This window comes from Lentzea sp. NPDC006480 (assembly GCF_040611995.1).
In the GTDB taxonomy this organism is placed as follows: Bacteria; Actinomycetota; Actinomycetes; order Mycobacteriales; family Pseudonocardiaceae; genus Lentzea.
The window spans coordinates 1-25,922 of the sequence record NZ_JBEXPJ010000126.1 but is presented as its reverse complement, the minus strand read 5'-3'; the positions used below and the strand labels follow the sequence as shown (position 1 = coordinate 25,922).

17 protein-coding genes and 1 pseudogene are annotated in these 25,922 nt (G+C 67.4%); 4 read left to right on the top strand and 14 right to left on the bottom strand.

Features of this window, described 5'->3' with window-relative positions; genetic code table 11:
• Positions 1–840, top strand: an 840-nt coding sequence (locus ABZX92_RS34285) for a helix-turn-helix transcriptional regulator (protein WP_355568740.1), incomplete at its 5' end; no start/stop codon positions are given.
• Positions 818–1,000 carry a DUF397 domain-containing protein gene (locus tag ABZX92_RS34280; RefSeq protein WP_355568737.1) on the top strand — a complete coding sequence of 61 codons (183 nt, stop codon included), beginning with the start codon at positions 818–820 and terminating at the stop codon, positions 998–1,000. The genes ABZX92_RS34285 and ABZX92_RS34280, both read left to right, overlap by 23 nt.
• On the opposite strand, the gene ABZX92_RS34275 is transcribed toward ABZX92_RS34280, so the two are convergent.
• From ABZX92_RS34275 to ABZX92_RS34230, 10 genes and pseudogenes are all read right to left on the bottom strand, one after another.
• Complete coding sequence (locus ABZX92_RS34275) at positions 983–1,612, bottom strand: GntR family transcriptional regulator (RefSeq protein WP_355568734.1); 630 nt, start codon at positions 1,610–1,612, stop codon at positions 983–985. The genes ABZX92_RS34280 and ABZX92_RS34275 overlap by 18 nt on opposite strands.
• A 42-nt stretch (positions 1,613–1,654) precedes the next feature.
• Positions 1,655–2,995: a sugar ABC transporter substrate-binding protein gene (locus ABZX92_RS34270; RefSeq protein ID WP_355568731.1), complete on the bottom strand. Its 1,341-nt coding sequence runs from the start codon at positions 2,993–2,995 to the stop codon at positions 1,655–1,657.
• Positions 2,992–3,897: an acetylxylan esterase gene (locus ABZX92_RS34265; protein ID WP_355568728.1), complete on the bottom strand. Its 906-nt coding sequence runs from the start codon at positions 3,895–3,897 to the stop codon at positions 2,992–2,994. Before ABZX92_RS34265 ends, ABZX92_RS34270 begins: the two co-directional genes overlap by 4 nt.
• Positions 3,891–6,053, bottom strand: coding sequence for a glycoside hydrolase N-terminal domain-containing protein (locus tag ABZX92_RS34260; RefSeq protein WP_355568726.1), 2,163 nt, complete (start codon positions 6,051–6,053; stop codon positions 3,891–3,893). The genes ABZX92_RS34265 and ABZX92_RS34260 overlap by 7 nt, the downstream gene beginning before the upstream one ends.
• Positions 6,050–6,931: a carbohydrate ABC transporter permease gene (locus ABZX92_RS34255; RefSeq protein ID WP_355568723.1), complete on the bottom strand. Its 882-nt coding sequence runs from the start codon at positions 6,929–6,931 to the stop codon at positions 6,050–6,052. The genes ABZX92_RS34260 and ABZX92_RS34255 overlap by 4 nt, the downstream gene beginning before the upstream one ends.
• 9 nt (positions 6,932–6,940) lie before the next feature.
• A complete protein-coding gene (locus ABZX92_RS34250; RefSeq protein WP_355568721.1) occupies positions 6,941–7,903 on the bottom strand; it encodes a sugar ABC transporter permease in 963 nt (320 codons plus the stop codon).
• Positions 7,904–7,946: 43 nt separating this feature from the next.
• Positions 7,947–9,896, bottom strand: coding sequence for a CBM35 domain-containing protein (locus ABZX92_RS34245; RefSeq protein WP_355568718.1), 1,950 nt, complete (start codon positions 9,894–9,896; stop codon positions 7,947–7,949).
• A 32-nt stretch (positions 9,897–9,928) separates the two neighbouring features.
• A complete protein-coding gene (locus tag ABZX92_RS34240) occupies positions 9,929–11,017 on the bottom strand; it encodes a mandelate racemase/muconate lactonizing enzyme family protein (protein WP_355568715.1) in 1,089 nt (362 codons plus the stop codon).
• 232 nt (positions 11,018–11,249) lie between these two features.
• A complete protein-coding gene (locus ABZX92_RS34235; RefSeq protein WP_355568743.1) occupies positions 11,250–11,891 on the bottom strand; it encodes a hypothetical protein in 642 nt (213 codons plus the stop codon).
• Positions 11,892–12,068: 177 nt separating this feature from the next.
• A pseudogene (locus tag ABZX92_RS34230) lies at positions 12,069–12,392 on the bottom strand (helix-turn-helix transcriptional regulator); the annotation flags it as partial.
• 38 nt (positions 12,393–12,430) lie between these two features.
• Here ABZX92_RS34230 and ABZX92_RS34225 point away from each other — a divergent pair.
• The gene (locus tag ABZX92_RS34225; protein WP_355568712.1) at positions 12,431–12,910 is read left to right on the top strand and encodes a hypothetical protein; all 480 of its coding nucleotides are present in this window, start codon (positions 12,431–12,433) and stop codon (positions 12,908–12,910) included.
• A 3-nt stretch (positions 12,911–12,913) separates the two neighbouring features.
• On the opposite strand, the gene ABZX92_RS34220 is transcribed toward ABZX92_RS34225, so the two are convergent.
• The 4 genes from ABZX92_RS34220 to ABZX92_RS34205 all read right to left on the bottom strand — a co-directional run bounded on the left by ABZX92_RS34220 (position 12,914) and on the right by ABZX92_RS34205 (position 25,510).
• On the bottom strand, positions 12,914–13,366 hold the full coding sequence (locus tag ABZX92_RS34220; RefSeq protein ID WP_355568709.1) for an SRPBCC family protein: 453 nt from the start codon (positions 13,364–13,366) through the stop codon (positions 12,914–12,916).
• A gap of 43 nt (positions 13,367–13,409) precedes the next feature.
• On the bottom strand, positions 13,410–23,807 hold the full coding sequence (locus ABZX92_RS34215) for a calcium-binding protein (protein WP_355568706.1): 10,398 nt from the start codon (positions 23,805–23,807) through the stop codon (positions 13,410–13,412).
• A gap of 176 nt (positions 23,808–23,983) precedes the next feature.
• Positions 23,984–24,925: a D-2-hydroxyacid dehydrogenase family protein gene (locus ABZX92_RS34210; protein WP_355568703.1), complete on the bottom strand. Its 942-nt coding sequence runs from the start codon at positions 24,923–24,925 to the stop codon at positions 23,984–23,986.
• Between the two features lie 45 nt (positions 24,926–24,970).
• Positions 24,971–25,510 (bottom strand): TetR family transcriptional regulator C-terminal domain-containing protein, encoded by a 540-nt coding sequence (locus tag ABZX92_RS34205; RefSeq protein ID WP_355568700.1) that lies wholly within the window; start codon positions 25,508–25,510, stop codon positions 24,971–24,973.
• Positions 25,511–25,563: 53 nt separating this feature from the next.
• Here ABZX92_RS34205 and ABZX92_RS34200 point away from each other — a divergent pair, with 53 nt between their 5' ends.
• Positions 25,564–25,878, top strand: coding sequence for a hypothetical protein (locus tag ABZX92_RS34200; protein ID WP_355568698.1), 315 nt, complete (start codon positions 25,564–25,566; stop codon positions 25,876–25,878).
• Positions 25,879–25,922 lie beyond the last annotated feature (44 nt).

The following is a 25,922-nucleotide window of genomic DNA, read 5'->3' as shown; positions in this document are numbered from 1 at the left end:
ACGCAGGTCGAGGTGCGCGCGTACAGCAGGGATCTTGGCGACGAGCTGCGGCGGTTGCGCGAGACGTGCACCGGACTGAACGGCAACGCGCTCGCGATCAAGCTCGGCTGGGATCCCAGCAAGGTGTCCACCATAGAGCACGGGAAAGCGCGCGCCAGCGAGATCGACCTGGTGCAGTACCTCTCGATGTGCGGCAAGGACATCGACTTCTACGAAGAGTTCAAGCAGCGCTACCGATACGCGTTCGACGAGTACATCGTCCAGGTCCCCGGCAACCTCAGGACGTTGGCGATGGCCGAGTCCACCGCCACCACGATCACCAGCTACTCGGTGCAGTCGATGCCCGGCCTGCTCCAGACACCTGAGTACGCGGACGGCCTCTACCGGCTGACCGGAGTCGTGACCGAGGAACGCATCCCCACCGTCGTCCAGTTCCGGACGGACCGTCAGGCGATTCTCCGTCGGCACGATCGACCGGCTTGCTTGTTCTTCGTCCATGAGCACGCGCTCCAATTGCAGGTCGGAAACCAGCTGATCATGGAGAAGCAGTACGCGCGCCTGCTGCACAACACGCACGTCCTGAGGATCGTGCGGGCGGACGCGCCCCTTGTCGCCCCCAACTGTGTGCTGTGGGAGTACGAGAAAGCACGGCCTGTTGTCTTCAGCGAGACCATCGCGAAGATATTCGTGCAGGGTCCGGGCGCGATCGCGCGGACCAGGCTTCTCTTCGACCGCCTGGATGAGGTCGCCTTGAGTGCGGAACAATCGCGGCAGGTGCTGGCGGAGTACGTCAGCGAACCGCGAGAGGACCTCGATGATGCAGGACCGCACCTGGCGTAAGAGCAGTTACAGCGACGGGACGGAAGACGGCGAGTGCGTCGAGGTGTCGCTGGCCCACGACGCACTGGTCAGGGACTCGAAGAACGCGGGCGGCGAGATGCTCGCGTTCTCGTCCCCCGCGTGGCGTGCGCTGGTCAGCTGGCTACATCCGGTCCAGTAAGCGGGACCGCGCGACCTCCAGGTGCGCGGTCATGGCCGCGCCGGCCGCCGCCGAGTCGCCGGCGATCAGCGCGTCCACGATCGCGCGGTGCTCGGTGATGGTCTGCACTCCGAACGGCTGCTGGAAGTTCAGCCGGAACAGGTGCAGGTGGCAGTGGGTCTTGGCGAACGACTGCAGCACGGCCTCGTTGCCCGCGTTGCGCAGGATCAGCTCGTGCAACCGCTGGTCGTGCGCGGTCAGGTTCTTGTAGTCGTCGTAGGCGTTGTCGGCGGGAGCTGCCGGGCAGGTCGCCAGCTCCTCCTCGATCAGCAAAGCGTTCTCGGGAGTCATGCGGGCTGCCGCCAGAGCCGCGGACGGCGGCTCCAGCAGCAGGCGCAGCGCGTACAGGTCGTCGACCTGCTTGCGGTTCAGCAGGTCCGTCACGCGGTAGCCGCGCAACGGGAGCCTGCTGACCAGTTCTTCGGACTCGAGGCGGGCCAGGGCCTCCCGGACCGGCGTTGGGGACACCTCGAGCTGGCGCGCTACCTCGTCGATGTTGACGCGGGCGCCCGGTTCCATGCCGTCGCTCATGATCAGCGCGCGGATCTGCTCGTAGACGTCATCCGCGAGCACGCGCCTGGTCGGTATCCGCAACACCACTCCTGGGACTCCTGTTCAGTTCTTGGCCAGTATCTCCTGCGAGACGCGTTCCATCTCGGCGAACACGTCATCGGAGCGTTGCCCGCCGAAGTAGGCCTCGAAGAGGGGCTGTTCGGCGGACTGCACTGCCGAGCCGTTGGCGTAGGCGGTGGACGGGAAGAGCACGCCGTCCTTCACGTACTGGTTGTAGACCGACAGATCCACGCCCTGGGACTTCATCGACGTGACCGTGTTGTCCATGGCAGCTGGAATCGACGGGAAGAACGTGCCGGTGGCGCCTGCCTTGGTCTGGCACTCCTCGCTGCCCATGTAGCTGACCCACTTCCAGGTCAGGTCCGGGTTCTTGGTGCCGGCCCAGATGTTGTTGCCGTTGGAGTTCGACAGCACCGCGCGCTTGCCGTCAGGGCCGAGCGGCGTCGGCGCGATGCCCACGGGCACGCCGGGGATCTTGCCGAACGACGGCGCGGACCAGGAGCCGCCGATGGTCATCGCGGTCTTGTTGGAGCCGACCAGGTCGATGTCGGAGATCGTGGACTGGTTGCCGGTGGTGAAGGTGCCGAGCTTCGGGGAGTAGCCCTTCTCGGTCAGCGCCGTCACCCACTTCATCGTCTTCACGAAGCGCGGGTCGGTGTAGTTGAACTTGGAGGGCCACTGGTCCTTGTCGCCGAACTTCCAGCCCAGCGTGGCGACCAGGGGAGCCCACGTGGTCTCGCCGATGAAGCTGCGGCCCGCGATGGCGCCGACGCCGTAGGTGGCGATGGCGTTCTTGTCGAAGCCCGGCTCGTCTCCGCGCTTGCCGTTCTTGTCGATGGTCAACCGAGCCACGATCTTCTCGAACGTGCCGCCGTCGTCGGGGTTCCAGGTCATCTTGGCCACGTCGGCCTCGGAGATGCCGGCCTGCTGCAGCGAGTCCTTGCGGTAGTAGATGCCGGCGGCGGCCCAGTCGAGCGGCAGCGCGTACTGCTTGCCGTCGGTGAACTTCCAGTTGTCGACGCCGACCGAGTACTTCTTCAGGTCCACAGCAGACTTGGTGATCAGGTCGTCCAGCGGCATCAGCTGGTGCTGCCCGGCGTAGGCCTGGAGGAACTGCACCGAGTTCTGGAACGCGTCGGGCGCGGTGCCCGCCACGAAACCGGCGGTGAGCTTGGTGAAGTAGTCGTCGACGTTGTAGCGGGTGATCTTCACGTCGGTGCCGGGGTTGGCGGCCTCGAACGCCTTCTCGCACTCACCGTAGGCGACTGCCTGCTTGTCGTCCCAGGTCCACCAGTTGACGGTGTTGCTGGAGCCGGAGTCGGAACCTGACGAGCAGCCGGCGAGTACCAGAGCTGCTGCCAGAGAAGCGGCGGCGATTCTCATGCTTTCTCCAAGAGACGGGAACGGAAGGCGTCGATTGCGATGTCGAGGTCGTCGGAGCCGCCCGCCTCGTGGGCGCTGTGCTCCCAGACCTGGATCTGCCGGGGTCCGGCGTAGGCGTGGTAGGCGCCGAACACGGTGGACGGCGGCACGATGTCGTCCATCAGGCCGATCGAGAACCAGGCACTGGCCCGGGCTCTGGCGGCGAATCCGATACCGTCGAAATAGGACAGTGTCGGGAAGATGTCGGAACGGCGGTTCTCGGCGATGTAGGTGGTCAGCTCGGTGAACGGCGGTCGGCCGCACACGTTGAGAGCACGCCGGAAATCGCACAGGAACGGGGCCTGGGCGTGCACCGCGGCCAGATCGGGCACGAGACCCGCTACGGCCAAGGCGATTCCGCCGCCCTGGCTGTTGCCGATCACGGCCACGTCCCGAGAACCCAGCGCTCGCACGGCATCCACCGCGCGAACGGCGTCGGTGAAGACGCGGCGGTAGAAGTAGGTGTTCCGGTCGGCGATGCCGCGCGTCATGAACCCGGCGCCGCCGCGCTGGTCGCGCACCTCGACCTGCAGGTGCGCGAACCCGGCGCTGGCCCAGGTCAGGTTCTCGACCGCGCTCCCCCGGTTGCTGCCGTAGCCGTGGTACTGCACCACCGCGGGCAGGCCGGAAACACCGCGAGGAGTCCGCAGCCAGGCACGGATCCGATGGCCGCCGAAGCCCGAGAACGTCACGTCGTAGACGTCGAGCGTCTGCAGTGGTGTGTCGACCGGGACTGCCTCGACCTTGAGCTCCAGCGAGCGAGCCTCCTCCAGGGTCGAGTCCCAGAACGAGTCGAAGTCATCAGGCCGGAGGTACGAGCTGCGGTAGTCCCACAGGTCGTCCAGCCCCAGATCGGTCAGCACGAAATCCTCCCGCGCACTTCCACGACGTCACTCACGACGACCTCGGTGACCTCGCCGCCGATGCTCACCGGCACGAACTCCGAGGCGTCACCGGACACCCGGCGCACTCGCACCAGCACGTCTCCTTCGTCCCACGTGACGTCGACCGCGAGCCCGCCGCGGCAGCGCAAGCCGCGAGCAGAGCCGCGGGACCAGCCGGAAGGCAGCGCGGGCAGGATGTCGATCACGCCGGTGTGGCTCTGCACCACGACTTCGGCGAGGGCCGCCGTGAAGCCGTAGTTGCCGTCGATCTGGAACGGCGGGTGCGTGCTGAACAGGTTCGGCAGCAGGCCGCCCCACTCCGAGCCGTCGAACGGGGCGTCGCGGTGCCGGTCGCCGGTGAACGCCTGCGAGGCTTCGGACAGCAACGACCGCACGGTCTCGCTGTCGCTCAAACGCGCCCGCAGCGCCATCTTCCAGGCCCACGACCAGCCCATCGCGCCGTTGCCGCGCCGGTCCATCGTGGCGACGGCCGCGTCACCGAGCAGCGTGCCGGCGACGATCTGGCCGAGCGGGTAGACGGACACGAGGTGCGACATGTGCCGGTGGGTGGGGTCTTCCTCAGGCAGATCGGAAACCCACTCCCCCAGCCGCCCGTCGAACACCGGGACAGGGCGCAACCGGGGCAGCGCGGCCGAGATCTCCGCGAGCAGCGGATCAGTGCGGCCCGATGCCAGCGCCAGCGCCAAAGTCCGTTCGAACACGGCACGGATCAGCATCACGTCCATGGTCACCGACCACGTCAGCGCCTGCGGTTTGCCGTCAGAATCGAGGAACCAGTTCTCCGGCGACGTCGACGGGCACGTGTCGAGGTAGCCGTCCGGGCCCTCGACCAGCCAGTCGAGGCAGAACTCCGCACAGCCGCGCAGCAGCGGCCACGCACGCTCCAATGTGGACCAGGTGCGGGCGAAGTCGTAGTGGTCCCAGGCGTGCTGGACGAGCCAGGCGCCGCCCATCTGCCACAGCGCCCAGGACACCGCGCCGTGGCCCATGCCGACCGGCAGCGACCAGCCCCACGCATCGGTGTTGTGGTGGGCCACCCAGCCGCGCGCACCGTAGAGCTCCCGTGCCACCTCGGCGCCGTTGACCGCGAGCTTTTCCAGCAGCTCCAGCAACGGTTCGTGGCACTCGGCGAGCCCGGTGACCTCGGCCGCCCAGTAGTTCATCTGGGTGTTGATGTTGATCGTGTAGTTCGACGACCACGCGGGGCGCAGCTCGCCGTTCCAGATGCCCTGCAGGTTCGCGGGCGGCGCACCGGGCCGGGACGAGGACGCCAGCAGGTAGCGGCCGAACGCGAACAGCACGGACGCGGTGAGCTGCTCGTCCTTGCCGGCCAGCAACTCCGGCACGTCCACCTCGTCGGGCACGTCGCCGAACTGGACTTCGCAGGCGTTCAGCAACGTCATCAGGTCGCTGGACCGCTTGCCGTGCCAATGTGACTCGGTCGTGGTGGTGCTGGTGAGCGTCAGCTTCCAGCTCGGGCCGTCCTGCTCGACCCGCGCCCGTACCACGCCGCGTTCGCCCTCCCCGTAGACCGGGGCGTCGACCTGCGGTTCGTGCCGGGGCGCCGAGTCGACGGGGATGTCGACGACGAGCGAAAGCCCTTCCCTGGACACCTCGCGCAACGGGGTCGTCAGCTCCACGTCGAGCGGGACTGCGCCGATGATCTCCACGCACAGCGCGGTTTCCGAGGCCCAGACGCGGCGCAGCACCCCCTCGTTCCCGATCGTGAGGTGCTCCGTCACGACGCCGGTTCGCAGGTCGAGCGTGCGACCCCGGGAGACGCCGTCCGGCAGGGTGATCCACAGGTCCACGTACGGCAGGAACGTCTGGCTGTACGGGCCTTCGAACGACATCAGCAGGTCAGTGGCGCGCTGGAGATCGCCGGAGAAGATCGCCGCGCGGGCCTCGGCGAGCCGCTCGGGACCGGCTCCGGCAGCCAGCACGTCAGCCAGCGCACGAGAAGGCCCGTCAGCGGTGCCGGACCACACGGTCGCGTCGTTGACCTGTACGCGGGACCGGCCGGCCCCGCCGAACACCATCGCGCCGAGGCGGCCGTTGCCGACGGGCAGCGCCTCGGTCCACTCCTGCGCCGGAGCAGGCCAGTTGAGTCTCATTTGATCCCCGTGAAGCCGATGGAGTTGACCAGCCGCCGCCCGAACACGACGAACAGCAGCAGCATCGGCAGCGCCGCGACCAGCGTCGCCGCCATCAGTCCGGCCCAGTCGAGCGAGGCCTGCGGTGAGGACTGCTTGAACACCGCCAGAGCGAGGGTGAGCGGCCGCACCGACTCGTCGTTGGTGACGAGCAACGGCCAGAAGTAGTCGTTCCAGGTGCTGATGAACTGCAGCAGCGTCAGCGTCGCCATCGGCGCGACGCTCATCGGCAGCACTATCCGGAAGCACACGCGCAACGGCCCGGCGCCGTCGATGATCGCGGCCTCCTCGACCTCGTGCGAGAGCCCGAGCATGAACTGCCGCAGGAAGAAGATGTTGAACGCGGAGAAGAACGCGCCCGGCAGGATCATGCCGCCGAACGTGTTGAGCAGCCCCAGGTCCTTCATCAGCACGAAGTTCGGCAGCAGCGTGAACACCGACGGAACCATCAGCGCGGTCAGCAACACCCCGAACACGAGGTCCCGGCCCTTCCACCGCAGCCGGGCGAACGCGTAGGCCGCCAGCGCCGAGAACACGACCGTGCACAGCGTCAGAACTCCCGCGTACACAATGGAGTTCCACAACGCGAGTGCCAGGTCGATCTTCGCACCCGACCCGTTCTCCAGAGCGGCTTCAGCGGGCGTCGCGAGCCCCAGAGCGCGCTTGAACGGACCCCACGTGAAGTGCACCGGCAGCAACGACGACGGGTCCGTGGACATCGCGAAGTTGTTGGACAGCGCGGTGCGCAGGATCCAGTAGAACGGGAAGATCGTGACCAGCAGGATGACGATGATGTAGCCCCACGCCAGGCCCCTGCCGAGCCTCATCGATGCAGTCATCGAAGCTCCTCAGTCGGTGTCGGACTCGCTGGCGCGTGCCATCCGCATCTGCGTGAAGGTCACGGCGACGAGCATCAGGAACAGGGCGAGCGACATGGTCGCGGCGTAGCCGAAGTCGAACTGGCCGAACGCCTTGTCGTAGATGTACATCTGCAGCACCAGCGAGGCGTCCGCCGGACCGCCCTTGGTGCTGACCTGGACGATGTCGAAGATCTGGGTCGCGCTGATCACGTTGAGGATCACGACCATCACCAGGATCGGCCGCAGCAGCGGCAGGGTGAGTGAGCGGAACATCTGGAACTCCGACGCGCCGTCGATCCGGCCGGCCTCGTAGATCGACACGGGGATCGTCTGCAGGCCCGCGAAGATGAGCACCGCGTTGTAGCCCATCGACTTCCACACGTTGAGCGCGGCCAGTGTCGGCACGGCCCAGGTGTCCGAGCCGAAGAACTTGATCGGCTCGCCGAAGACCCAGGTGATCAGCTGGTTCACGATGCCGAGCTGCGGGTCGAGCATCCACGTCCACACCAGTGCCGTGACGACGCCGGAGATGAGGAACGGCAGGATCATCAGGCCGCGGACGGTCGTGTTGACGTTCAGGCGGTGCAGCACGACCGCGGTGAGCAGCGAGATGCCGACACCCAGAATCGTGGTCAGCACGACGAAGTACGCGGTGACGCCCAGCGAGTGCCAGAACCGGCCGTCGTTGATCAGTTCCTGGATGTTTCGCAGGCCCGTCCACACCGGTGGGCTGAGGATGTGGAACTCGGTGAAGCTGAGGTAGACGCCGCGCAGCATCGGGTAGGCGAAGAACACGCCGAACCCGAGGATGGCGGGCGCGACGAGCATCCACGCGACCCACGTGTCGTTGCGGCGGGAAGCGGGGCCCTTGCGGCGGCGGGCTGTGGGTGGAGGCGCCGTGGTGGCAGGTCCACGCACGACATGGGCGCTGGAGTCTTGCACGGCTGTCACCACGACGCCTCCTGTTCTGGGGTGGGATTTCTTTGCGGTGGGGTTAGATGCGGATCGCGTCGACGTCGAACACGGAGTCGTCGGGGTTGCCGATGCGAATCGTGTTGTTGCCGGCCAGCAGGTAGATCGGGACGGTCACCTTCTGCGCCAGGCCCCAGTTGTCGTCGTTCGCGCCGGCGACCGGGAGCTTGAAGCTGGTGCCGTTGACCGTGAAGATGCCGGTCCGGCTGGAGCTGGCGTCCACATAGGACAACTCGACGAGGTAGGTGCCTTCCTTCGGCACGTTCACCGTCGGCATCGTGAGAATGCCGCTACCGCCGATGTACCCGACCTTGTTGCCGCCCGAGCACTCACAGCCGTAGACGGTCGCACCGCCGCCGAGGCTGCCCTTCTCGGCTTCGTAGGTGACGGATTCCTTGGGCGTCACGAAGGAAACCGGCTTGGAGCGGTTGCCGTTCTGCACCACGGTGAACTCGTAGCTCGTCGCCGGGGTGAGGCCGGTGATGTTCACGTTGGTGCTGGTGGTCGTGGCGACCTTCTTGTTGCCCGCGTAGACGTCGTAGCGGACGCCGGTCTTGCCCTGCCACTTCAGCGCGATGCTGGTCGGCGTGGCGCCGGTGCCCTGGACCACGGCCGGGGAGACGGCCGCGCGCGGGGTGATCTTCAGCAGCTTCGAGCCGTGCACGGGCAGGTCGGCGCTGAACGAGCCGTTGGCCTGGCCGATGTCCTTGCGGGACCACACATCACGGAGCTTGGCGTTTCCGTTGATGCCGAGCTGCGCGAAGTCCGCGGTGACCTTGGCGGGCGTGGCGCCGAGGTTGAACAGCGCCACGGTGTAGCTGCCGTCGGCGTTGCGGGCGTACCAGACCTGCTGGTCGGAGTGCTGGTCGACCGGACGGGCCGGGATGCCGGCCTGGTCGATGCCGATGACCTCGTCGTTGGTGAGCAGCCGGTAGCCGTAGTCGTCGATCTTGGTGAGGTCGTCGCCCAGGTACAGCGGGGAGTTCGAGATCGCCCACAGCGTCATGTAGCTCTGGCGTTCGGCCTCGGTGATGCCGTCCATCTCGCCGACGCCGACGTTGAGGCTGTCGAGGTTGTTCCAGCGGCCGGGGCCGACGTCGTCGATCCACTGCACGACGTCGTTCCAGCGCTGCTTCACCGAGTTGTTCCAGGTGACGAGCGTGTTGCAGTAGCACTCGACGTCCGTGTCGACGCGCCAGCCGTTGGTGTTGGCCTTCCACACGTCGGCCTGGCGGTGGCTCAGCGCCCAGGAAATGATGAACTCGATGGGGCGGCCGGTGTTCTTGAGCGCGGTGTTCCACGCCTTGACGTCACTGGTGTTGTCGAAGCGCTCGCCGCCCTTGAAGCTGCCGGGGCCGACGCCGTCGAGCTTGAGGAAGTCGACGCCGTAACCCGCGAGGACTCCGGCGATGGAGTCGATGTACTTCTGCGAGCACGGGTTGTCGAAGTTCATCTTGTAGGCCATCTCCCACCCGTTGGTCTTGCGCAGGTCCGGGTAGACGATGTCCTTGGTGGTGCAGCCGGGAGCGTTGTAGATCGGCGTGTTGCCGTCGTTGTACGCCTTCAGGTCGAGGCCGACCGCGAGGTAGGAGCCGTACTTGAGGCCCTTGCCGTGCACGTAGTCGCCGAGCCACTTCATGCCGTGCGGGAACTTCTTGGCGTCCGCGACCGGGCGGCCGTACTCGTCGAACGAGCCGAGCCAGCCGGCGTCGACGTTGACGTGGTTGTAGCCGTGGCTCTTGAACTTCGCGGCGAGGACGTCGGTCTGCGCCAGGACGTTCTTCTCGTTGAGGAAGCTCGCGGGGCCGTCCGGGTTCACGCCGGGGTAGTTGGTCGCCTGCAGGCTCCAGCTGCTCCAGCCCATGTAGGGCTTGTCGGCGATCTTCTGTGCTTGCACTTCCGGTGCCTGGGCTGAGGCGGGGACCGCGATCAGCGACGCGAGCAGGCCGGCAACGACACCTAACGCTCTCAAGACCACTCCTTTGTGATTTCCGGCGGTTTGAATCAGGCGACCCTGAGGTCTTCCATCGCGTCACGGTCCCAATCAATGCCGAGACCTGGCGTGTCCGGGGCGAGCGCGTGTCCGTTGTGGACGGTCATCTCGCTCTTGGTGATGGCGCGCAGCTGCGGGATGTGCTCGACGTACTTGCCGTTGGGCAGCGCGGCGGCAAGGCTGACGTGCAGCTCCATCAGGAAGTGCGGGCAGACGTCGGCGTTGAACGCCTCCGCGGTGTGCGCGACCTTGAGGAACGGCGTGATGCCGCCGATCCGCGCCGCGTCGACCTGGATGATCGAGGCGGCACCGCGTTCGAGGTACTCGCGGAACTGGGCCACCGAGTACAGCGACTCGCCCACCGCGATCGGAATCGTCGTCTTCTGGGCGAGTTTGACGTGCCCGCTCACGTCGTCGGCCGGCAGCGGCTCTTCCAGCCAGGCCAGGTTGACGTTCCGGAAGGCCTGCGCGCGCCTGATGGCCTCGGCGCTCGTCATGGACTGGTTGGCGTCGACCATGATCGCGAACCGCTCGCCGACGGCCGCGCGCACCGCTTCGAGGCGTTCGACGTCCTCGGTGAGGTCGGGCTTGCCGACCTTCATCTTGATGCCCTGCCAGCCCTGGGCCGCCGTCTCCTTGGCGCCCTTGACCAGATCCTCGGTGGACAGGTGCAGCCAGCCGCCTTCGGTGTCGTACAGCGGCACCTCCTGCTTGTGGCCGCCTGCCATGCGCCACAACGGTTCCCCGGCCCTGCGGCAGTGCAGGTCCCACAGCGCGGTGTCCACGGCGGCCAGCGCGAGCGAGGTGATCGCGCCGACCGTGGTGCTGCGCGTGCTCGCGAACAGGTCCTGCCAGACGTGCTCGATCCTGCGCGCGTCCTGGGAGATGAGGCGGGGCAGCAGGTGGTCCTTCAGGAGAGCGAGGACCGAGCTGCCGCCCGTGCCGATCGTGTAGGCGTAGCCCAGTCCGGACAGGCCGTCGTCGGTCGTGATCTCGACGAAAACGGTCTCCTGCTTGACGAACTGCTGGACCGCGTCCGTGCGCAGGGTCTCGACGGGAACGTCGACCTGGAACGCCTCGGCACTGACGACCTTTGCCACGCCAACTCCTCGGATCTCTGATCCTATAGGATATTTGCGGGCATTGAACGCGGGCGTTAACGGCGTGTCAACCGTCGTTTGGCCACGCTCCCACGTCCCTGAGAGCGTTTACAACGGGCACAAGCGACCGGATTCAGTTCCGGTCCTCCGATGTTTGCAGCTCACGGGCGTGGTCGCTGCTGTTGGTGCCTGTTGGAGTGTGCGTGAAAATGTGAGTGTTTCTGTCCGGTTGTCATTGGTGGGCGGCCGGACGGTCGGGTGCGCGGCAAGCTGCGTGCCTGGCCTGCGGGTCCGCGACCCGGTCGGTCTGATCCACCAGCCCGTGCTCGGTGACGATCGCGGCGATCCCCTGCTGTGGCCACGCCGCGGCGGCACACGCGACGACGGCGATCCGGGTTCCGGGAGGTTCCGCGAGGCTCGTGGTGGCGCGGTCGTGGTCGGCCGGGACCAGCGCGACCTGCTCCCAGCGCAGGTCCTCACGAAGGCGGGCGATGCCGACCATGGGCAGGCGCTCACCTTTCACGGTCAGGTTTCCTTCGAGGGCCGTGAGCTCCGGCGGGCCGATGCCGCCCGCACACGGCTGGGCCTCGACGTCCGGACCGGGGTTGCCGAACACGACCGTCGAGGCGACGAAGCGGCCGTCGTTGAGGCGGAACCAGCGGTTGTCCGGGAGGTCGAGCCAGGCGTCGCGCAGCGTCTGGCCGTGGCAGAAGCCGGCGAGCGGGAGAGTGCAGCCGCCGGGGAGCCGCTCGCCTTTCGACGGGAAGTCCTTGCCGGGGCCGGAACGCACGATCACGCCGTCGGGGTGGGTCTTCCCCTCCCACACACCAGGCCCCGCGACACCAGGGCAGTACACCGACTCCGGTCTGGACACCGCTCCCGACGCGCCAGTGGTCAGCAACAGCATCACTACCGCAGCAGCCCACCACCCCCAGCTTTGCTTGTAGTACGCGGGGAGCTTTCGTACTGCAGGAGCACACGCAAGGGCCCCGCGTACCGAATCAGCAGGGGTGGGTGGGGCTAGCGCCTCCCACTGTGTGCGCCACTCACTCTCGTCTCCCCCGCACGCGCGCACGTACGCGAGGGTCACGTCGAGCGTTGGGCGGCGTCGTCCCGCAGCGGCGTACGCGAGCGTCGACGGCGCGTAGTGCGTGTCAGTCGCCATCTTCCGGTACGACGGCGAGCCCGCCGACTCCCTCAACGCCCGGAGGCCCGCCGCGAACTCCGCCACCGGACCCGAACCGAGGTCCAGCGCACGCTCCGGTCTCCCCGCCACACATTCCCCCTCTGACCTGCACGGACAATTGTCCGATTGTCGACGGCACGTGACGTGGACAGCGCGACCGCAGACGACAACTCCCCCTCGGGATGACATCGGAGACGTCATCGGACCAACCGAAGGGAAACACACCGGTGCAACGCAGATTTCTCGTCACGCTGATCGCGGCGATCATGGCGATGCTCAGCCTCACGACGGCCACGCAGGCGTCGCCGACGTTCAACCCCGTCAACGCCGCGAACCTGGCCGCGAGCCGGCAGGGGCAGTGGGGTGATCAGTGCAAGCAGTTCGTGAACGACATCTTCCGCGAGGCGTCACGCGGTGAGGTCGCGCTCGGCGGCGGCTACTACAGCGACTTCGTCAAGGAGGGCTTCGGCCGCATCGACCCCAGCGCGGCGTGGCGGGGTGATGTCATCCAGATCAACGTGCGCGGCTACGGCGACCGGTACGAGCCCGGCATGCACACGGCGATCGTGATGGACAACCTCGGCGGTGGCTGGTTCAACGTCGTCGACTCCAACTGGCAGAACGACGAGATCATCCGCGTCCACCAGTGGAACCCGCACACCTATGCCGCCCAGCGCGGCATGGAGGTGAACGTCTGGCGGTACTGACCGTCAGGCTTCGGCAGCCTGCTTGAGCCGGGCCAGCGTCGACTCGATGTTGGCCTGGTTCGTCACCGCGCGGTCCTTCACACCCGTTGCCAGCACGGTGACCGGTACGTACCAGGACGGGCGGCGGTCCCAGGTGGACTCGGTGACGCGGCAGCCGTCGTCGGTGGGTTCGATGTCGTACTGCCAGCGCGACACCGCCATGCCGAGAGACTTCACCTCGAACGCGAACCGCGAGGCTGAACAGTCCGTGACCGTGGCAGTCGTCGGCCACACCCGCCAGCCACGGCGGTTCAGGCCGCGAAAACGGGCCCCAACGGAAGGGCCGGTGGCACCCAGCCACCGGCCTCCCGAGTACTCCTCCGCCACACCGCTCAACCCACGCAGATCGCTGACGAGGTCGAACACCCGCTGCGGTGAGGCAGCGACATCGATGTGCGCGGAAGCGTCAGGCGTCATGACGCCGAACTTACTACCAGTAGGTAACTACTGCCAGATCCTCTCAATCGGTGCAGGACACCGGTGAGTCGAAGTGACCCGGTGTCGTCGGATAGGCGGGGCCGATGCCGTGCTGGTTGTTGTCGGCCGGGTAGACCAGCGCCAGTTCGCGGAACGCCGAGGTGCCGCTGGTCAACGCGTCGTTCACGGTCTGGCCGGCACCGGAGCCCCAGGCCAGCTTCTGCAGGAAGGTCTGCATGCCGGGGCTGTGCTGGCGGATGTCGTTGTAGCCGCCATAGGACGCGGGACAGTGCGTGTACAGGTTGTACGCGCCGTTCCAGTCGATCAGGCGGTCACCGGGGTTGGGGCCGTTCTGCGCGCGGTCGGCTTGCAGGACGTCGCGGTCCCAGCCGCCGTAGATCCAGTCGGTGCCGTCGTGGTGCTGGTTGTCCGCGAGAGTGGAAGGCACCGCGGGGTTGTCGTTGGTCTTCTCGGTCATCTCGAACCACAGGCACGGGTCGATCGCGCCGTCGCCGAGCGTCTGCGGCCACAGGCCCTGCGCGCAGTTGCCGGGGTAGGAGCCGCGCGGGTTGAAGTCGAGCACGTCGGACCCGAGCGCACCCTGTTGCGACGCGGTAGAAGTACCGCCGACGCCACCGAAGGTGTGGTCGACGAACCTGTCGTTCGTGCCGCGCGAGGAGGCGTCGAACGTGCCGTTGGTCAGGCAGTCGGGCGTAGCAGCGTTGACCACCGGGTCGCAGCCCTTGCCGCCCCACAGGACGTCCGCGCCGTCGCCGCCGAACGTCTGGTCGCCGCCGCTGTCGGCGTTGACCAGGTCGTCGCCGTACCCGGCGTGGATGTTGTCGTTGCCCTGGCCACCGCGCATGCGGTCGTTGCCGCCTTCCGCGATGCCGTTGTGCGGCATGGCAGGCGCGGAAGAACCGCCGACGAACTGGTCGCCGTTGACGTCGTGCAGCAGGTCCACGCGGCGGTCGTACGTGTCCGCGCGGAAGCCCGTGTAGTTCTCCTGCGGCACCGAGCTCAGCTGACTGGTGAAGCTCTTCGACGCGACGTCGTTGGCGTTCATGTACTCGTTGACCACGCCACCGCGGTCGCCGAGCATGGCGTCCTCGCCGTCGCCGCCGTACATCACGTCGTCGCCGAGTTCGCCGTACATGTCGTCGTCGCCGTTCTGGCCGTACATGGTGTCGTTGCCGTCCTGACCCCACATACCGTCGTTGCCGTCGTCGCCGTACATCGTGTCGTTGCCGAACGCGCCGAGCACCTCACACGTGGCCTGCGCCGTCGTGCAGAAGCGCGTGGACGGACCGATGTCGGCCACACGAGAAACCGTTGCGTTAGAAGGCATGGCACCGGACTTGTAGCGCTCGGTGTAGACCTGCTCGCTCATCGACCCCGGATTGCCCTGCAGCGTGCGCCTCAGGGAACCGTTGTCACCGAGCTGGACGTCGTCCTCGCCGTTGCCCTCGAACGCGTCACCACCGTCGCGGAAGCCCTGGATGGTGCTGCCGCCGATCATGTCGTCCTGGCCGTCGGGTGCCTCGCCCACGAGCTCGGCACTCGGCGCACCAGGCCAGCCGGGATCGGCCAGCGGGACCACGGTGGTTTCGGACGACGGCGAACCGAGCCCGCGGTCACCGCGCAGCACGTCCGCGCCGCCGTTGCCCTCGAGGTAGTCGGCGTTGCCGTCACCGGTGAGGAAGTCCCCGCCGTCCTGACCCCACAGCACGTCCACACCCGCGCCACCGGACATCCGGTCGTCGCCGTAGCGATCACCCGGTCCGGCCTGCAGGTCGTAACGCTTCACGATCCGTTGTGCGGCCGGGTTTCCACCAGCGGAGGACAGCCTGACCGTAGCCCGGGTCGGGACCTCGACGACCATCGGGCGCAGGATCACGCCGTTGTCACCGATGGCCACGTCGTCGCCGCGGCCGCCGAACACGGCGTCAGCGGAGTCCAGCTGGCCCGCGGTGTTGTCGCCCGTGCCGGACAACGCGGTGTTGCTGCCACCGACCAGATCGTCGTTGCCGTCGTCACCCTCGATCCAGTCGACGCCTTGCGAGCCCTCGACGTAGTCGTCGGCGTTGTTGCCCTTCAACCGGTCGGGCCCGGCCTGGCCGATGATCACGTCGTTGTCGTTGTCACCGTCGACCTCGTCCGGGCCGGACGAGTCGGCGTGCGGGGTGAGCCCGAGGTCGTACAGGGAGATCTCGCGTGCGGTCATCCCGCGCTCCTGCACGACCCGGTGCGGCGTTCCACCGCGCACCAGCCTGCCGTTGTCACCCAGCACCACGTCCGAGTCGTTGTTGCCGTGGATGACGTCACCGGCGTCCGGCTGGCCCACGCCGGGCGAGTCCTCGGTCGAGCTACCGCCCACGAGGTCGTCCTGGCCGTCGTTGCCGTCGATCTTGTCCCGCGCCGGGCCACCCTCGGCGTAGTCGTCCGAACCGTCACCGGTGATGGTGTCCTCGTCGCCCTGACCGTAGATCACGTCCGAGTCGCCACCACCGCTGATCTTGTCCTTGCCGGAAGTGCCCGCGGCGGGCGTGTACCCGAGGTCGAGCAGCTCGACCTTGTGCGCCTTGGCGAACCCGCGCCCGGTCGTGACCTGCGTGGCCTGCGCCGCGTCCACAAGGGACAGACGCGCGTTGTCACCGGCGATCAGGTCGGGCCCCGCGTCGCCGAACAGGGTGTCACCCGCGTCCGGACGACCCGCGTTGCCGGCCACCTCGGAGCTGCCACCGATGATCCGGTCCTCGCCCGCGTCACCGTGCACGAGGTCATCGGCGTTGTTGCCCTCCAGGTAGTCGTCCTGCGGGCCACCGAACACCTCGTCGTGCGCGAGACCGCCGAACGCCCGGTCGTCGCCCTCACCGCCGAAGACGAAGTCCGCGCCACCAGCGGCGGGGTTCGCCCCGTCGAGGTCGAACGGCCCGTCGACGCCGTTGTCGCCGATCACGATGTCGTTGCCCGCGTCGCCGTAGAGGAAGTCGCCGACGTCGGGCTCACCGGCCTTGCGCGTACCGCCGATGACGCGGTCGTTGTCCGAGCCGCCGAACGCGTGGTCGACACCGTTGTTGCCCTCGATGGTGTCGTCCTGCGAACCGCCGTACAACGTGTCGTCGTCGTTGTTGCCGAACAGGTTGTCGACACCGGCGTCGCCGTAGACGAGGTCCTTGCCTCCACCGCCGTACACGACGTCGTCGTCGTTGCCGCCGGCCAGCACGTCGTCACCGAGCTGTCCGCACACGCGGTCGTTGCCGGACTTGGCATCGACGTTGTCCGCGGCGCCACCGGCGGCGACGATCTCGACGCCGGTGCCACCCGTGATCAGGTCGCGGCCGTCCTGGTCGTCCAGCGGCTCGGCCGGCGGCATCGACACGGGATCGTTGCTCGGCGGCGTGCACGGGTTCGCGTGCTTGTCGCCGAAGACCTCCGCGCCACCGTCACCACCGATGACGTGGTCGTTGCCGTAGCCGCCGACCAGCAGCTTCGACGACGGCGTGACACCGGCGGGCAGCACGCGGTGTTTGACGTTGCGAATCGGGCCGAAGTCACCGGAACCGATCTTGTCGTCCACATCGGACGGTTCCGCGATGACGTAGTCGTCCTGCGGGCCGCCGTACACCTTGTCCTTGCCGTAGCCACCCGTCAGCACGTCGTCGTTGCCGCCACCGCGGATGTCGTCGACCTGGTCCTTCAACGAGTGACCGGTGACGAAGTCCACGCCCTGGCTGCCGTACACGGTGTCCGAACCCGTGCCGGTGTCCACGACGTTGACCGCGTCCTTCGCGTTGTCGCCGTTGAAGCCCATGTCGGCCGGACCCTTGGCGTCGACGTCGGTCGCCTCCTCGGTGCCGGTGTAGATCGTGTCGGGACCCGAGCCACCGGAGATCCGGTCGCTGCCGGTCCCGCCGATGATCGTGTTGGCCTGCGCGACGTACTCCGGTTTGCCGGGGTTGCTCGCCGCGAGCGGGCTGTCGGAGCCGATGCCGATGTTGTCGTCGTCCGCACCGCCGTCGATCCGGTTCTTGCCGAGCCCGGCCGCGATGCGGTCCTTGCCAGAGCCACCGGACACGAAGTCGTCCGCGCCACCGAGGGTGATCGTGTCGTCGTCCGCACCACCGTCGACCACGGCGTTGCCCTTGCCACCGAAGGCAGCCGCGAGGTCGCCCGTGGTGATCTGGTCCTTACCGGGACCGCCGTTCACGACCGACTTGCCGATGCCGGTCTTGATCGAGTCGTCGCCGGAACCACCGGTGACCTCGACGTCCTTGTCGAACGGCTTCGCCTCGGCCTTCGCGTCGTCCTTGGCGCCGCTCTTGTCGCCGTCACCCTGGAAGACGATGATCCGCTTCCCGGTGTCACCCGTGGCGTTGCCGAGGACCTTGGTCAGGTTCGGGTCGCGGAACTCCTCGCGGAAGCCCAGCGCGCTCACGGCGAAGCCGTCGAACCCGCCGCCGTCCTTGACGAGCTGCGTGATCGTCCACTTCTCCTCGTTGTTGTTCGCCGTCCACGCGGAGTGGCCGCGCTTGCCGATGTCGCCGTTGCCCATGTGCAGTACCAGCGTCGAACCGTCCTTGTGCGCGAGCACGGGTGGTGGCGGCGAGCAGTCCGGTTTCACGGAGAAGTCGAGCAACGTGATGTCGGCCAGCGTGAAGTCGAACGACACGCTGAAGATCGAGAACCCGAGTGTGATGTACACCTTCAGGAACAGGCTGAGTCGCCCGTCCATGTTGAACAGACACATCGGGTTGTTCAGCGCCACCTTGGAGAACTCGAAGAACCGGAACTTGCCGTCGTTGTTCGGGTCCGCCCAGGTGAGGTTGATCGTCAGCGCGACCCCGCCCTTGATGCCGACCTCGATCAGCACCACGCTCACCGCGGCGCCCGCGGCCAGTTCACCGCGGAAGGTCACGACGGGCAGCGGCTTGCCGGACTCGTCCTGGGTCACCAGGTAGATCGAGTCCAGGATGGTCACGGCGTTGCCGGACTCGACGGCCTTGCGGATGCCGAACGTGTCGAAGCCCGCCCGGAACCTGGCCTCCACCGACGCGCTGCCGGAGATCGTCACCAGCACCGGCGGCGGCGCGTACACCGGGCCGAACGACTGGCTGTAGGAGAAGCCGAGGCGCAACGGGCCCGAGTCGAACCGGATCAGGTCCACGTCCTGGCCCATGATCAGGCCGAACAGCTGGGACGGGTTCTTCAGGATCGGGAACGTGAAGCCGGCCTTGTTGCCCTCCTCGCCGTCGGACACGATCTTCGCGCCACCGGCCGAGGCGTCGATCTTCCCCGCGAGATCGCCCGGTTTGAGATCGATCTTGTTCGGGTCGATCAGCGACGCGGCGTTGTCCGGCGAGTTCGTCGTGGTCTTGGCCTTGTCGCCGAGGACGGCGAAGCTGCCGATGTCGATCGCGCCGCCGTTCTGGGTGATCTTGCCGATCAGCTGGATCGCGCGCAGGATCTTGTCCACGAACTCCAGGTCCGGCCCGCCCGCGATGGTCGAGAACTCCTTGGCGATCGTGACCAGGTTGACGTCACCGCCGCCCACGGCCCGCGACAGGTCCGACAGCACCGGGATCGGCGCGTACAGCTGGTCGATGATCGGCTGGATCGGCTTGGTGAACAGCGCGATCTTCTCGACGATCGGTTTGAGCACCTCGCCCAGGAACTTGCCCGCGTTGAGCTGGACGTTGTTGAACGCGATCTCCGGTGTGCCGTCACCGGGCTTGCCGCCGAACGCGTTCCACTCCCACTTCAGGTGGAACCAGCCGTTGATGCCGGGCAGCGGGCCCGCCGAAACGTCGAAGTCCCAGTCGATGCCGACCTTGGCCTTCAACGAGACGCTGGTGACCTGGCCGATGTCGGCGAGGTCCGCCAGCGTGATCCGGTCGTCGTTCGCCGCGCCGCAGTTCTCGAAGCACGCCGCCTGCCCCTTCTTGTGCAGGTCGACGACGAACGTGCCGGCGAACAGATCGGTCGCGCCGCCCGCGTGCTGCTTCAGGTCCACGTCGAGGAACGCCAGGCGTGCCTTCATCGCGTCGGGCAGCGTGAAGCTCAGCTTGACGCCGAGCTCGGGGTTGGCGCCGTCGTGCGTGGCCACGTAGAAGCCGCTGCTCTTGTCGACGCCCACCTTGACGTGCAGGTGATAACCCAGCGCCGCCTTCATCTTCGGCGCGCCCTCGGCGGCCTTCAGCGACAGGCCCGGGATGCCGATGTCGAGCGGGCTCTCCAGCGCCAGCGTTTCTTTGGTGCAGTCGTCACCGAAGACGTCGCCGTCGCACACGTCGAACGTGAACGTGGCTCCGGTGATGTCGACGAGCGACGCCGCCGCCGGGCAGTCCGTCAGCTTCGGGTTGCTCGTGGCGGGCACGTAGGCCGCGCCGTTCGGTGTCGCCTTGTCGTCGAACTGCACGTCGTTGGCGGTCAGGTCACCCTTGATCACGACCCAGTTGTTCGCGTTCGGGTCGGTCTTGCGGATCACCTTGTACCCGGTGGCGTACTGCGACTTCGTCCACGTGATGCGGTTGAAGTTGGTGCCGGTCAACGGATCCGCGCCGGTCGTGATCTCGGCGACGGCGGGTGGCGCGTCCTTGTTCTGCGCGGTCGCGACCACGCCGTAGACGTACTTCTTCGTCCCGGCCGTGCCCTGGGTGACGACCTTGGCATTGGTAGCGGGCAGAAGCGTCGCGTCACAGGTGAACCCGACCGTGACGGCACTGCCGACCGCGTTCTTGAGGTGGTCGTTGACCCACGTCTGGAGCTCGCCGGTGTTGTTCACCCGGCCGCCGCCCGGCAGATGGGTCATCGCCTCCTGGATCTTGGCTCTGAGCTGGCCGAACTTGTCGGCTCCCTGCTGGATGTCGTCGCCGACCAGCGGCAGCTTGCCGTCGAACGCGGCAGTCCGCAACGCGCGTTCGATCATCGCCAGGTACTTCTCGATGCCGTCGCCGAACTGCGAGAAGTCCAGCAGCGCGTCGAGGATCTTCTGCCCGATGTCGGTGGGCATCTCGAAGCGCTTGACGTTGTTCGGCAGATCGGGGCTGAACGAGAACGCCTCGTCGAGGTTGCTGACCTGACGCGGCAGCCGGACGACGAACGAGTCGCCGGGGCTCGACAGCTTGGTCCAGTTGGTGTTGTCGGAGCTGACGAACACGGGCATGACCGCGCACAGCGCGAGGTCGGTGCCCTGCGCCGGGTCGCCTTGACACGTCACGGGCTGGTTGTCGCCGTTCAACGTCAGGGACACGCCCTTGATGAAGTCGGTCAGCGACACCGGGTTCTGGCCGGAGAAACCGAGGTGCGCGTTGTAGTGGGCGTTCGCGACGGCCTTCTCCGGGCCCTTCGGGTTGCCCAGCGCGATCGACAGCGGGCCGACCGACGACTTCACCACACCGGTGATGCCGCCGTGCGCGGTGATGTCCACAGTGGAGTCCGGCAGGACCTTGAGGCCGGCGGCGTCGTTCGGCCCGTCGCCTGCCTGCAGCGGCAGCACGAACCCGATCTTGGTGGAGCCGGTCAGCGCGAGGTCCGCGGTGGCCTCACCCTCGGCGCCGACCAACGAGCGCGCGGTGCCCTTGTCGTCGGTGAACGAGAACCGGACCGGTTGCGAGGTCGCGACCTTCCGCTTCACGTCGATCTTCAGCACGATGGACGGCTTCGAGTCGACGACCTGGTAGGCGAACGAGATGCCGCTGCCTGTGGGAAGTGCGGCGTTGAGCTGAGTGACCAGGTCCTGCAGGTAGTCCGGCGGCGAGGCGGTGAGCTTGTCGACCGCGTCCTCCAACGGGCTGCGGAACGCGTACGCCGTGCCGTCCGCGGGTGCGTTGTCCCACGTCTCGGCGAGCAGCACCCGGTTGTTGGCCGGGTCGGCGGCCGCGACGACCATCACCTGCGTGCCGACCAGCACGGCCCGGCCGCGCAGATCGGGTCCGAACGCCTTGTCGCCGGTTCTGGTGTCGTCACGCAGGAATCCGACGTTCACGCCGTTGACCGTGGTGTTGCCGTACTTGCCGGTGCCCGCGTCCGCGCTGCCGAGCAGATCGGTCAGCGACTTGCCGACGACCGGCAGCGGCGTGGTCAGCGCGGTCTTCACCTTGCCGTCGCCGTCGACGGTCTGCAGGGAGCTGTTGAGCACCTGCAGCGCCTTGATGATCTGGCCGAACATCGCGCGCGGGTTGTTCGGGTCGAAGTCGAACGCCTTCGCCTTGTCGAGCGCGTCGAGGCCGGTGAACTGCACGTTCGCCGGGTCGGAGATGTCCGGCATGGTGACGCCGACCTGCACCGGGCCGCCGAAGAAGTCGGTGATGCCGGGGACGTCGAGCTTCACCGTGGCGGTGGCCTTCGCGCCGACCGACACGCTCAGCAGGTTCTCGGGTTCCGCGGCGGGGGTGTCCGGGTTGTCGACGATCTTCGCGAAGACCTGCGACAGCGGCAGGTCGCCGTCCGCGTCACCGACCTTCTTCAGGCTGATGGACAGCATGTCCGCCGAGCCGTCCTTTGTGGACATGTGCAGGTCGCCGGACATGTGCACCTTGAGGTAGCCGACGCTGCCGTTGACGTCGACGTTGGTGTCGACGGCGGCCGAAGCCTTGAGCAGCTGACTGCCGGTGCGCAGCAGGAACCTGTCAGGCGTGCGCGGCAGGCTGGACACCAGCGTGGTGGTGCCATCAGGGTTCTTGTCCGCGAACGGGCAGCCGGTCGCGGCGGCGTCGGGGTCGAGCGGCTTGCACGCGTCACCCTTGATCGGGTCACGCAGGTCGAGCACCAGCGTCGCCTTGGCCTCATAGGACGGCTTGACGGTCGCGGTGGCGTTCAACGCGTTGGCACCCTTGAGACCCTTGCTGGAGAAGATGTCGCCGAACGTCACCTGGCCGGTCATCGGGTCAGGCGCGTTCACCTTGTACGGCGAGTGGTCGACAGGCTTGCCGCCCTGCCAGCCTTCTTCGAGCGTGATCTCGTCGGCGGTGTTGCTCTTCACGACGCCCTGCGAGGTGCCCGCGGACACGATGCGCCCCTTGAACGCGTCCACGGTCCACGGCTTGCTCTTGCCGACGTGCTTGAGGGTCGTGTCGGTGTAGGTGACGTTGTCGCCCTGCCCCGAGGTCAGCTCGGCCACGACGTCCAGCGGTGCGCCGTTCTGCGGCGCGTCCTGCTTCATCGTCAGCGTGAATTCAAGCTTCTTCACGTCGTCGCGGTAGTTCACGCCGGTCACCGCGATCGGGCCGGCGTTGAGCTTGGTGAAGAGCTCCTGGACCGAGCTGAACTTCGGCAGTCCCGCCTTGGCCGGGTCCTCCTCGGGCTTGAACACGTTGTCGTCGACGAACTTCGCGAGCGCGCTGCCCGCCTTGACCGCGTCGGCGACCGTGCCGCGCATGAACGGCAGGTTCACGTTGCCGACCGGGTCCGCCGTCGAACCCCACTGGGCGCGCTGCACGGCCTCGATCGAGTTGACCAGGTGGCTCAGGCCTTCGAGCAGGTCGCGCGGGCTGAGCGTGGTGAATCGGTTGAGCTGGGCCAGATCCGGCCCGGTGACGCTGATCGACGGCGCGCCGCTCGCGATGTCCGGCCACTGCACGCCGATCGTGCCGGTGAGGCCGCCGACGTTCGCGCCGGCGAGCTGCTGCGAGGTGAACTTGAGGCTCGCGTCGACCTTGCCGGCCGGGTTGCCGAGTCCGATGTGGAACAAGCCCGCCGCGGCACCGGACTCCGTGATCTCGGTGAGCTTGCCGTCGCCGTTGGGGTCGTCGGCGGACGCGGTGAGGTTCGCTTCGACGGTGACGTGGCTCGCGCCCTTGTCGAGGTCGACGCCGAGGATGCCGAAACCCGCGGTGGGAGTCGCCTGTGCGTCCAGCTCGCCCTTCGCACCGACGGTGAACTTCGGCGAGTCGCTGTCCTTCACGAGCCAGAACGAGTTCGTGGACTCCTGGTAGGCGAAGTGGAACTTGGCGTCGAGGGTGAACGTCACGTCCACGGCGCCAGACGTGGTGAAGCTGACCGACGGGTCGGCGACGCTGATCGGCTGCTTGTCCGCCACGGTCGTGACGTGCAGCGTGGCGTCGACGCGCTTGATCCCGTTGGTGTCACTGGTCTGGATCGTCAGCGTGCCCGGTCTGCTGTCGCCGAGCTGGTACGTGCCCGCGAGGTCCGGGAAGTTCTCCTTGGCCTTCAACGGGTCGTGCACCGTCTTGGCCACCAGATCGCCGAAGCCGAGCGCCGCGCCCGGACTGACGCCCAGGAACGGGAGCGCCTCCCCCAGCTTGCCGACGTTCGCGAGCTGTTTCGAGAAGTCGCCGAACGCGCTGATCCCCGCGAGGATCTTCTGCACGTCCGGGGCCTGCGCCGTGGCAGGTGGGCTCACGACCACCAGCCCGAGCAACGCCAGCGCGCCGCTGGTGAACGCCGCTACTGCCCGCCTGCTGCTCCGCGAATACCGCATGGCCGACCCGCCCTCTTGACGGCGTGGCCCCCGACGCCTCGCTGCCAGGTCAGTTGTCCGTTGTGGAGTGACGCAGGGCACACCTGTGCCGCCACCGAGTAGTCGGCAGTCCACAAGGAGGCGTTACCCGTGGTTCGGCCGGTCGCGGCGAATCACCCGTTCGGCCGACCGTGGAGCTACTTTGCGTGGGTCAGCTCCCTCAGGGGCGTGCCCTGGATGAACGCGTGGATGTCCTCAACGGCCTCTTGAAAATAGGTCCGGTAGTTGGTCTCGGTGACATAGCCGAGGTGCGGGGTGGCGAGGACGTTCGGCAGCGTGCGGAGCTCGTCGTTCAGCGGGAGGGGTTCGGTTTCGAACACGTCGAGGCCCGCGCCCGCGATCCTGTTGTCGCGCAGTACTTCCACCAGCGCCTTCTGGTCGACGATCGCGGCGCGGGAGGTGTTGATCAGGAACGCCGACGGCTTCATCGCGGCGAGGGCGGCCGCGTCCACGAGGCCTCGGGTGCGGTCGCTCAGCACGAGGTGGATGGACGCGAAGTCGGACTGTTCGAGCAGGTCGCGCAGGGACGAGGCCTTGCGCACGCCCTCGGCTTCAGTGCGGTCCTCGGTCAGGTTCTGGCTCCACGCGACGACGTCCATGCCGAACGCCTTGCCGACACGTCCGACCGCCTTGCCGAGATGCCCGAAGCCGACCAGGCCGAGGGCGGCACCGGCGAGGTCGACTCCGACCGTGCTCTGCCACGGGCCTTTGTTGTGAAAGTTCGCATTCTCGACGGCGAGGTGCCGGGCCAGGCCGAGGATGAGCGCCCAGGTCAGTTCGGTCGGCGGGGTCTTCGCGCTGCCGGTGCCGCAGACCGTGACGCCGTGTTCCCGCGCGGCCTGGAGGTCGATCGAGGCGTTGCGCATGCCGCTGGTGATCAGCAGCCGCAGCTTGGGGAGACGGGCGAGGAGCTCTGCCGTGAACGGGGTGCGTTCGCGCATGATCACGACGCATTCGGCCTCTTGCAGCGCCTCCGCGGGATCGTCCAGGTGTTCCCGCAGCACGGTCACGTCGAGGCCCGACCAGTCGGCGTTCGAGAGAGCCACACCCTGGTAGTCGTCCAGCACCACGCACCTCATGGGCCGATCATGTCAGAGCGGACGCGTGGACGTTCCCGAAGCGATTCACGGCAAGGCACCTCTCACGATGATCTCCACCAGTGGCCGGGGATCGAGCTCCTCACCACGCGCGAACTGCTGCAGGAACAAACCCTGCACGCACGCGCCGAGCGTGTCCGAGGCGGCCAACGGATCACGCGCGCCGAGGCCGGCCAGTGCCGGCACGAGCATCGAGGCCATGGTGGCCCGGCCGCGCAGCAACGCCTGCCGCACCTGAGGATTCGTCGCCGCCTCCACCCACAACACCATGCGCGCCTTGACCATGACGGCGTTCGGGCCGGTCATGAACCCGTAGAGCCGGCACAGCTGGTCGATCAGCTCCTCGGCCGACGCGGGCTTGAAGGTCGCCTCGATCCGCGGGGTCTCCTGGCGCACCATCCAGTCCACGACACCGTCGAGCAGGGCGGCGCGGCTGCGGAAGTAGTTCGACGTGGAGCCCTTCGGCAGGTCGGCGCGGTCGTCGACGCGGGCGTGGGTGAGGCCGCGCAGGCCTTCGGTGCCCAGCAGCTCGACGGCGGCGGCGAGAGCGCGGTCGCGGTTGGTCACGGTTCTACTATAAACGTAGTGACGGGACACTACGAACGTAGTACCGTCGATTCATGACAGCGACGATCGCCCTGGCGGGCTGGGTGCTCAACATCGTGGTGGGCCTGACGATCCTGGCCGGCGTGCTCCGGGCGCGAAGACACGTGCCGCCGCTCGCGTACTACCACCTGACGACCGCGTTCGTCGGGCTCGGCGTCTGGATCGCCTTCATGGCAGCGGGATCGGCGCTGCTGGCGTGGGTCGGATTCGGCATCCTCACCCTGCACAACGTCTTCGGCGACACGCTCATGGTGAAGGGCTGGCGCAAGCGCAACCCCGACGCACCGGGAATCGCCTACTTCCAGGCAGCGAAGGCGGCGGCGGGGTAGTCGGTGGTTTGGGGACACCCGGAGACGGACCCCGAGGGCAGGTT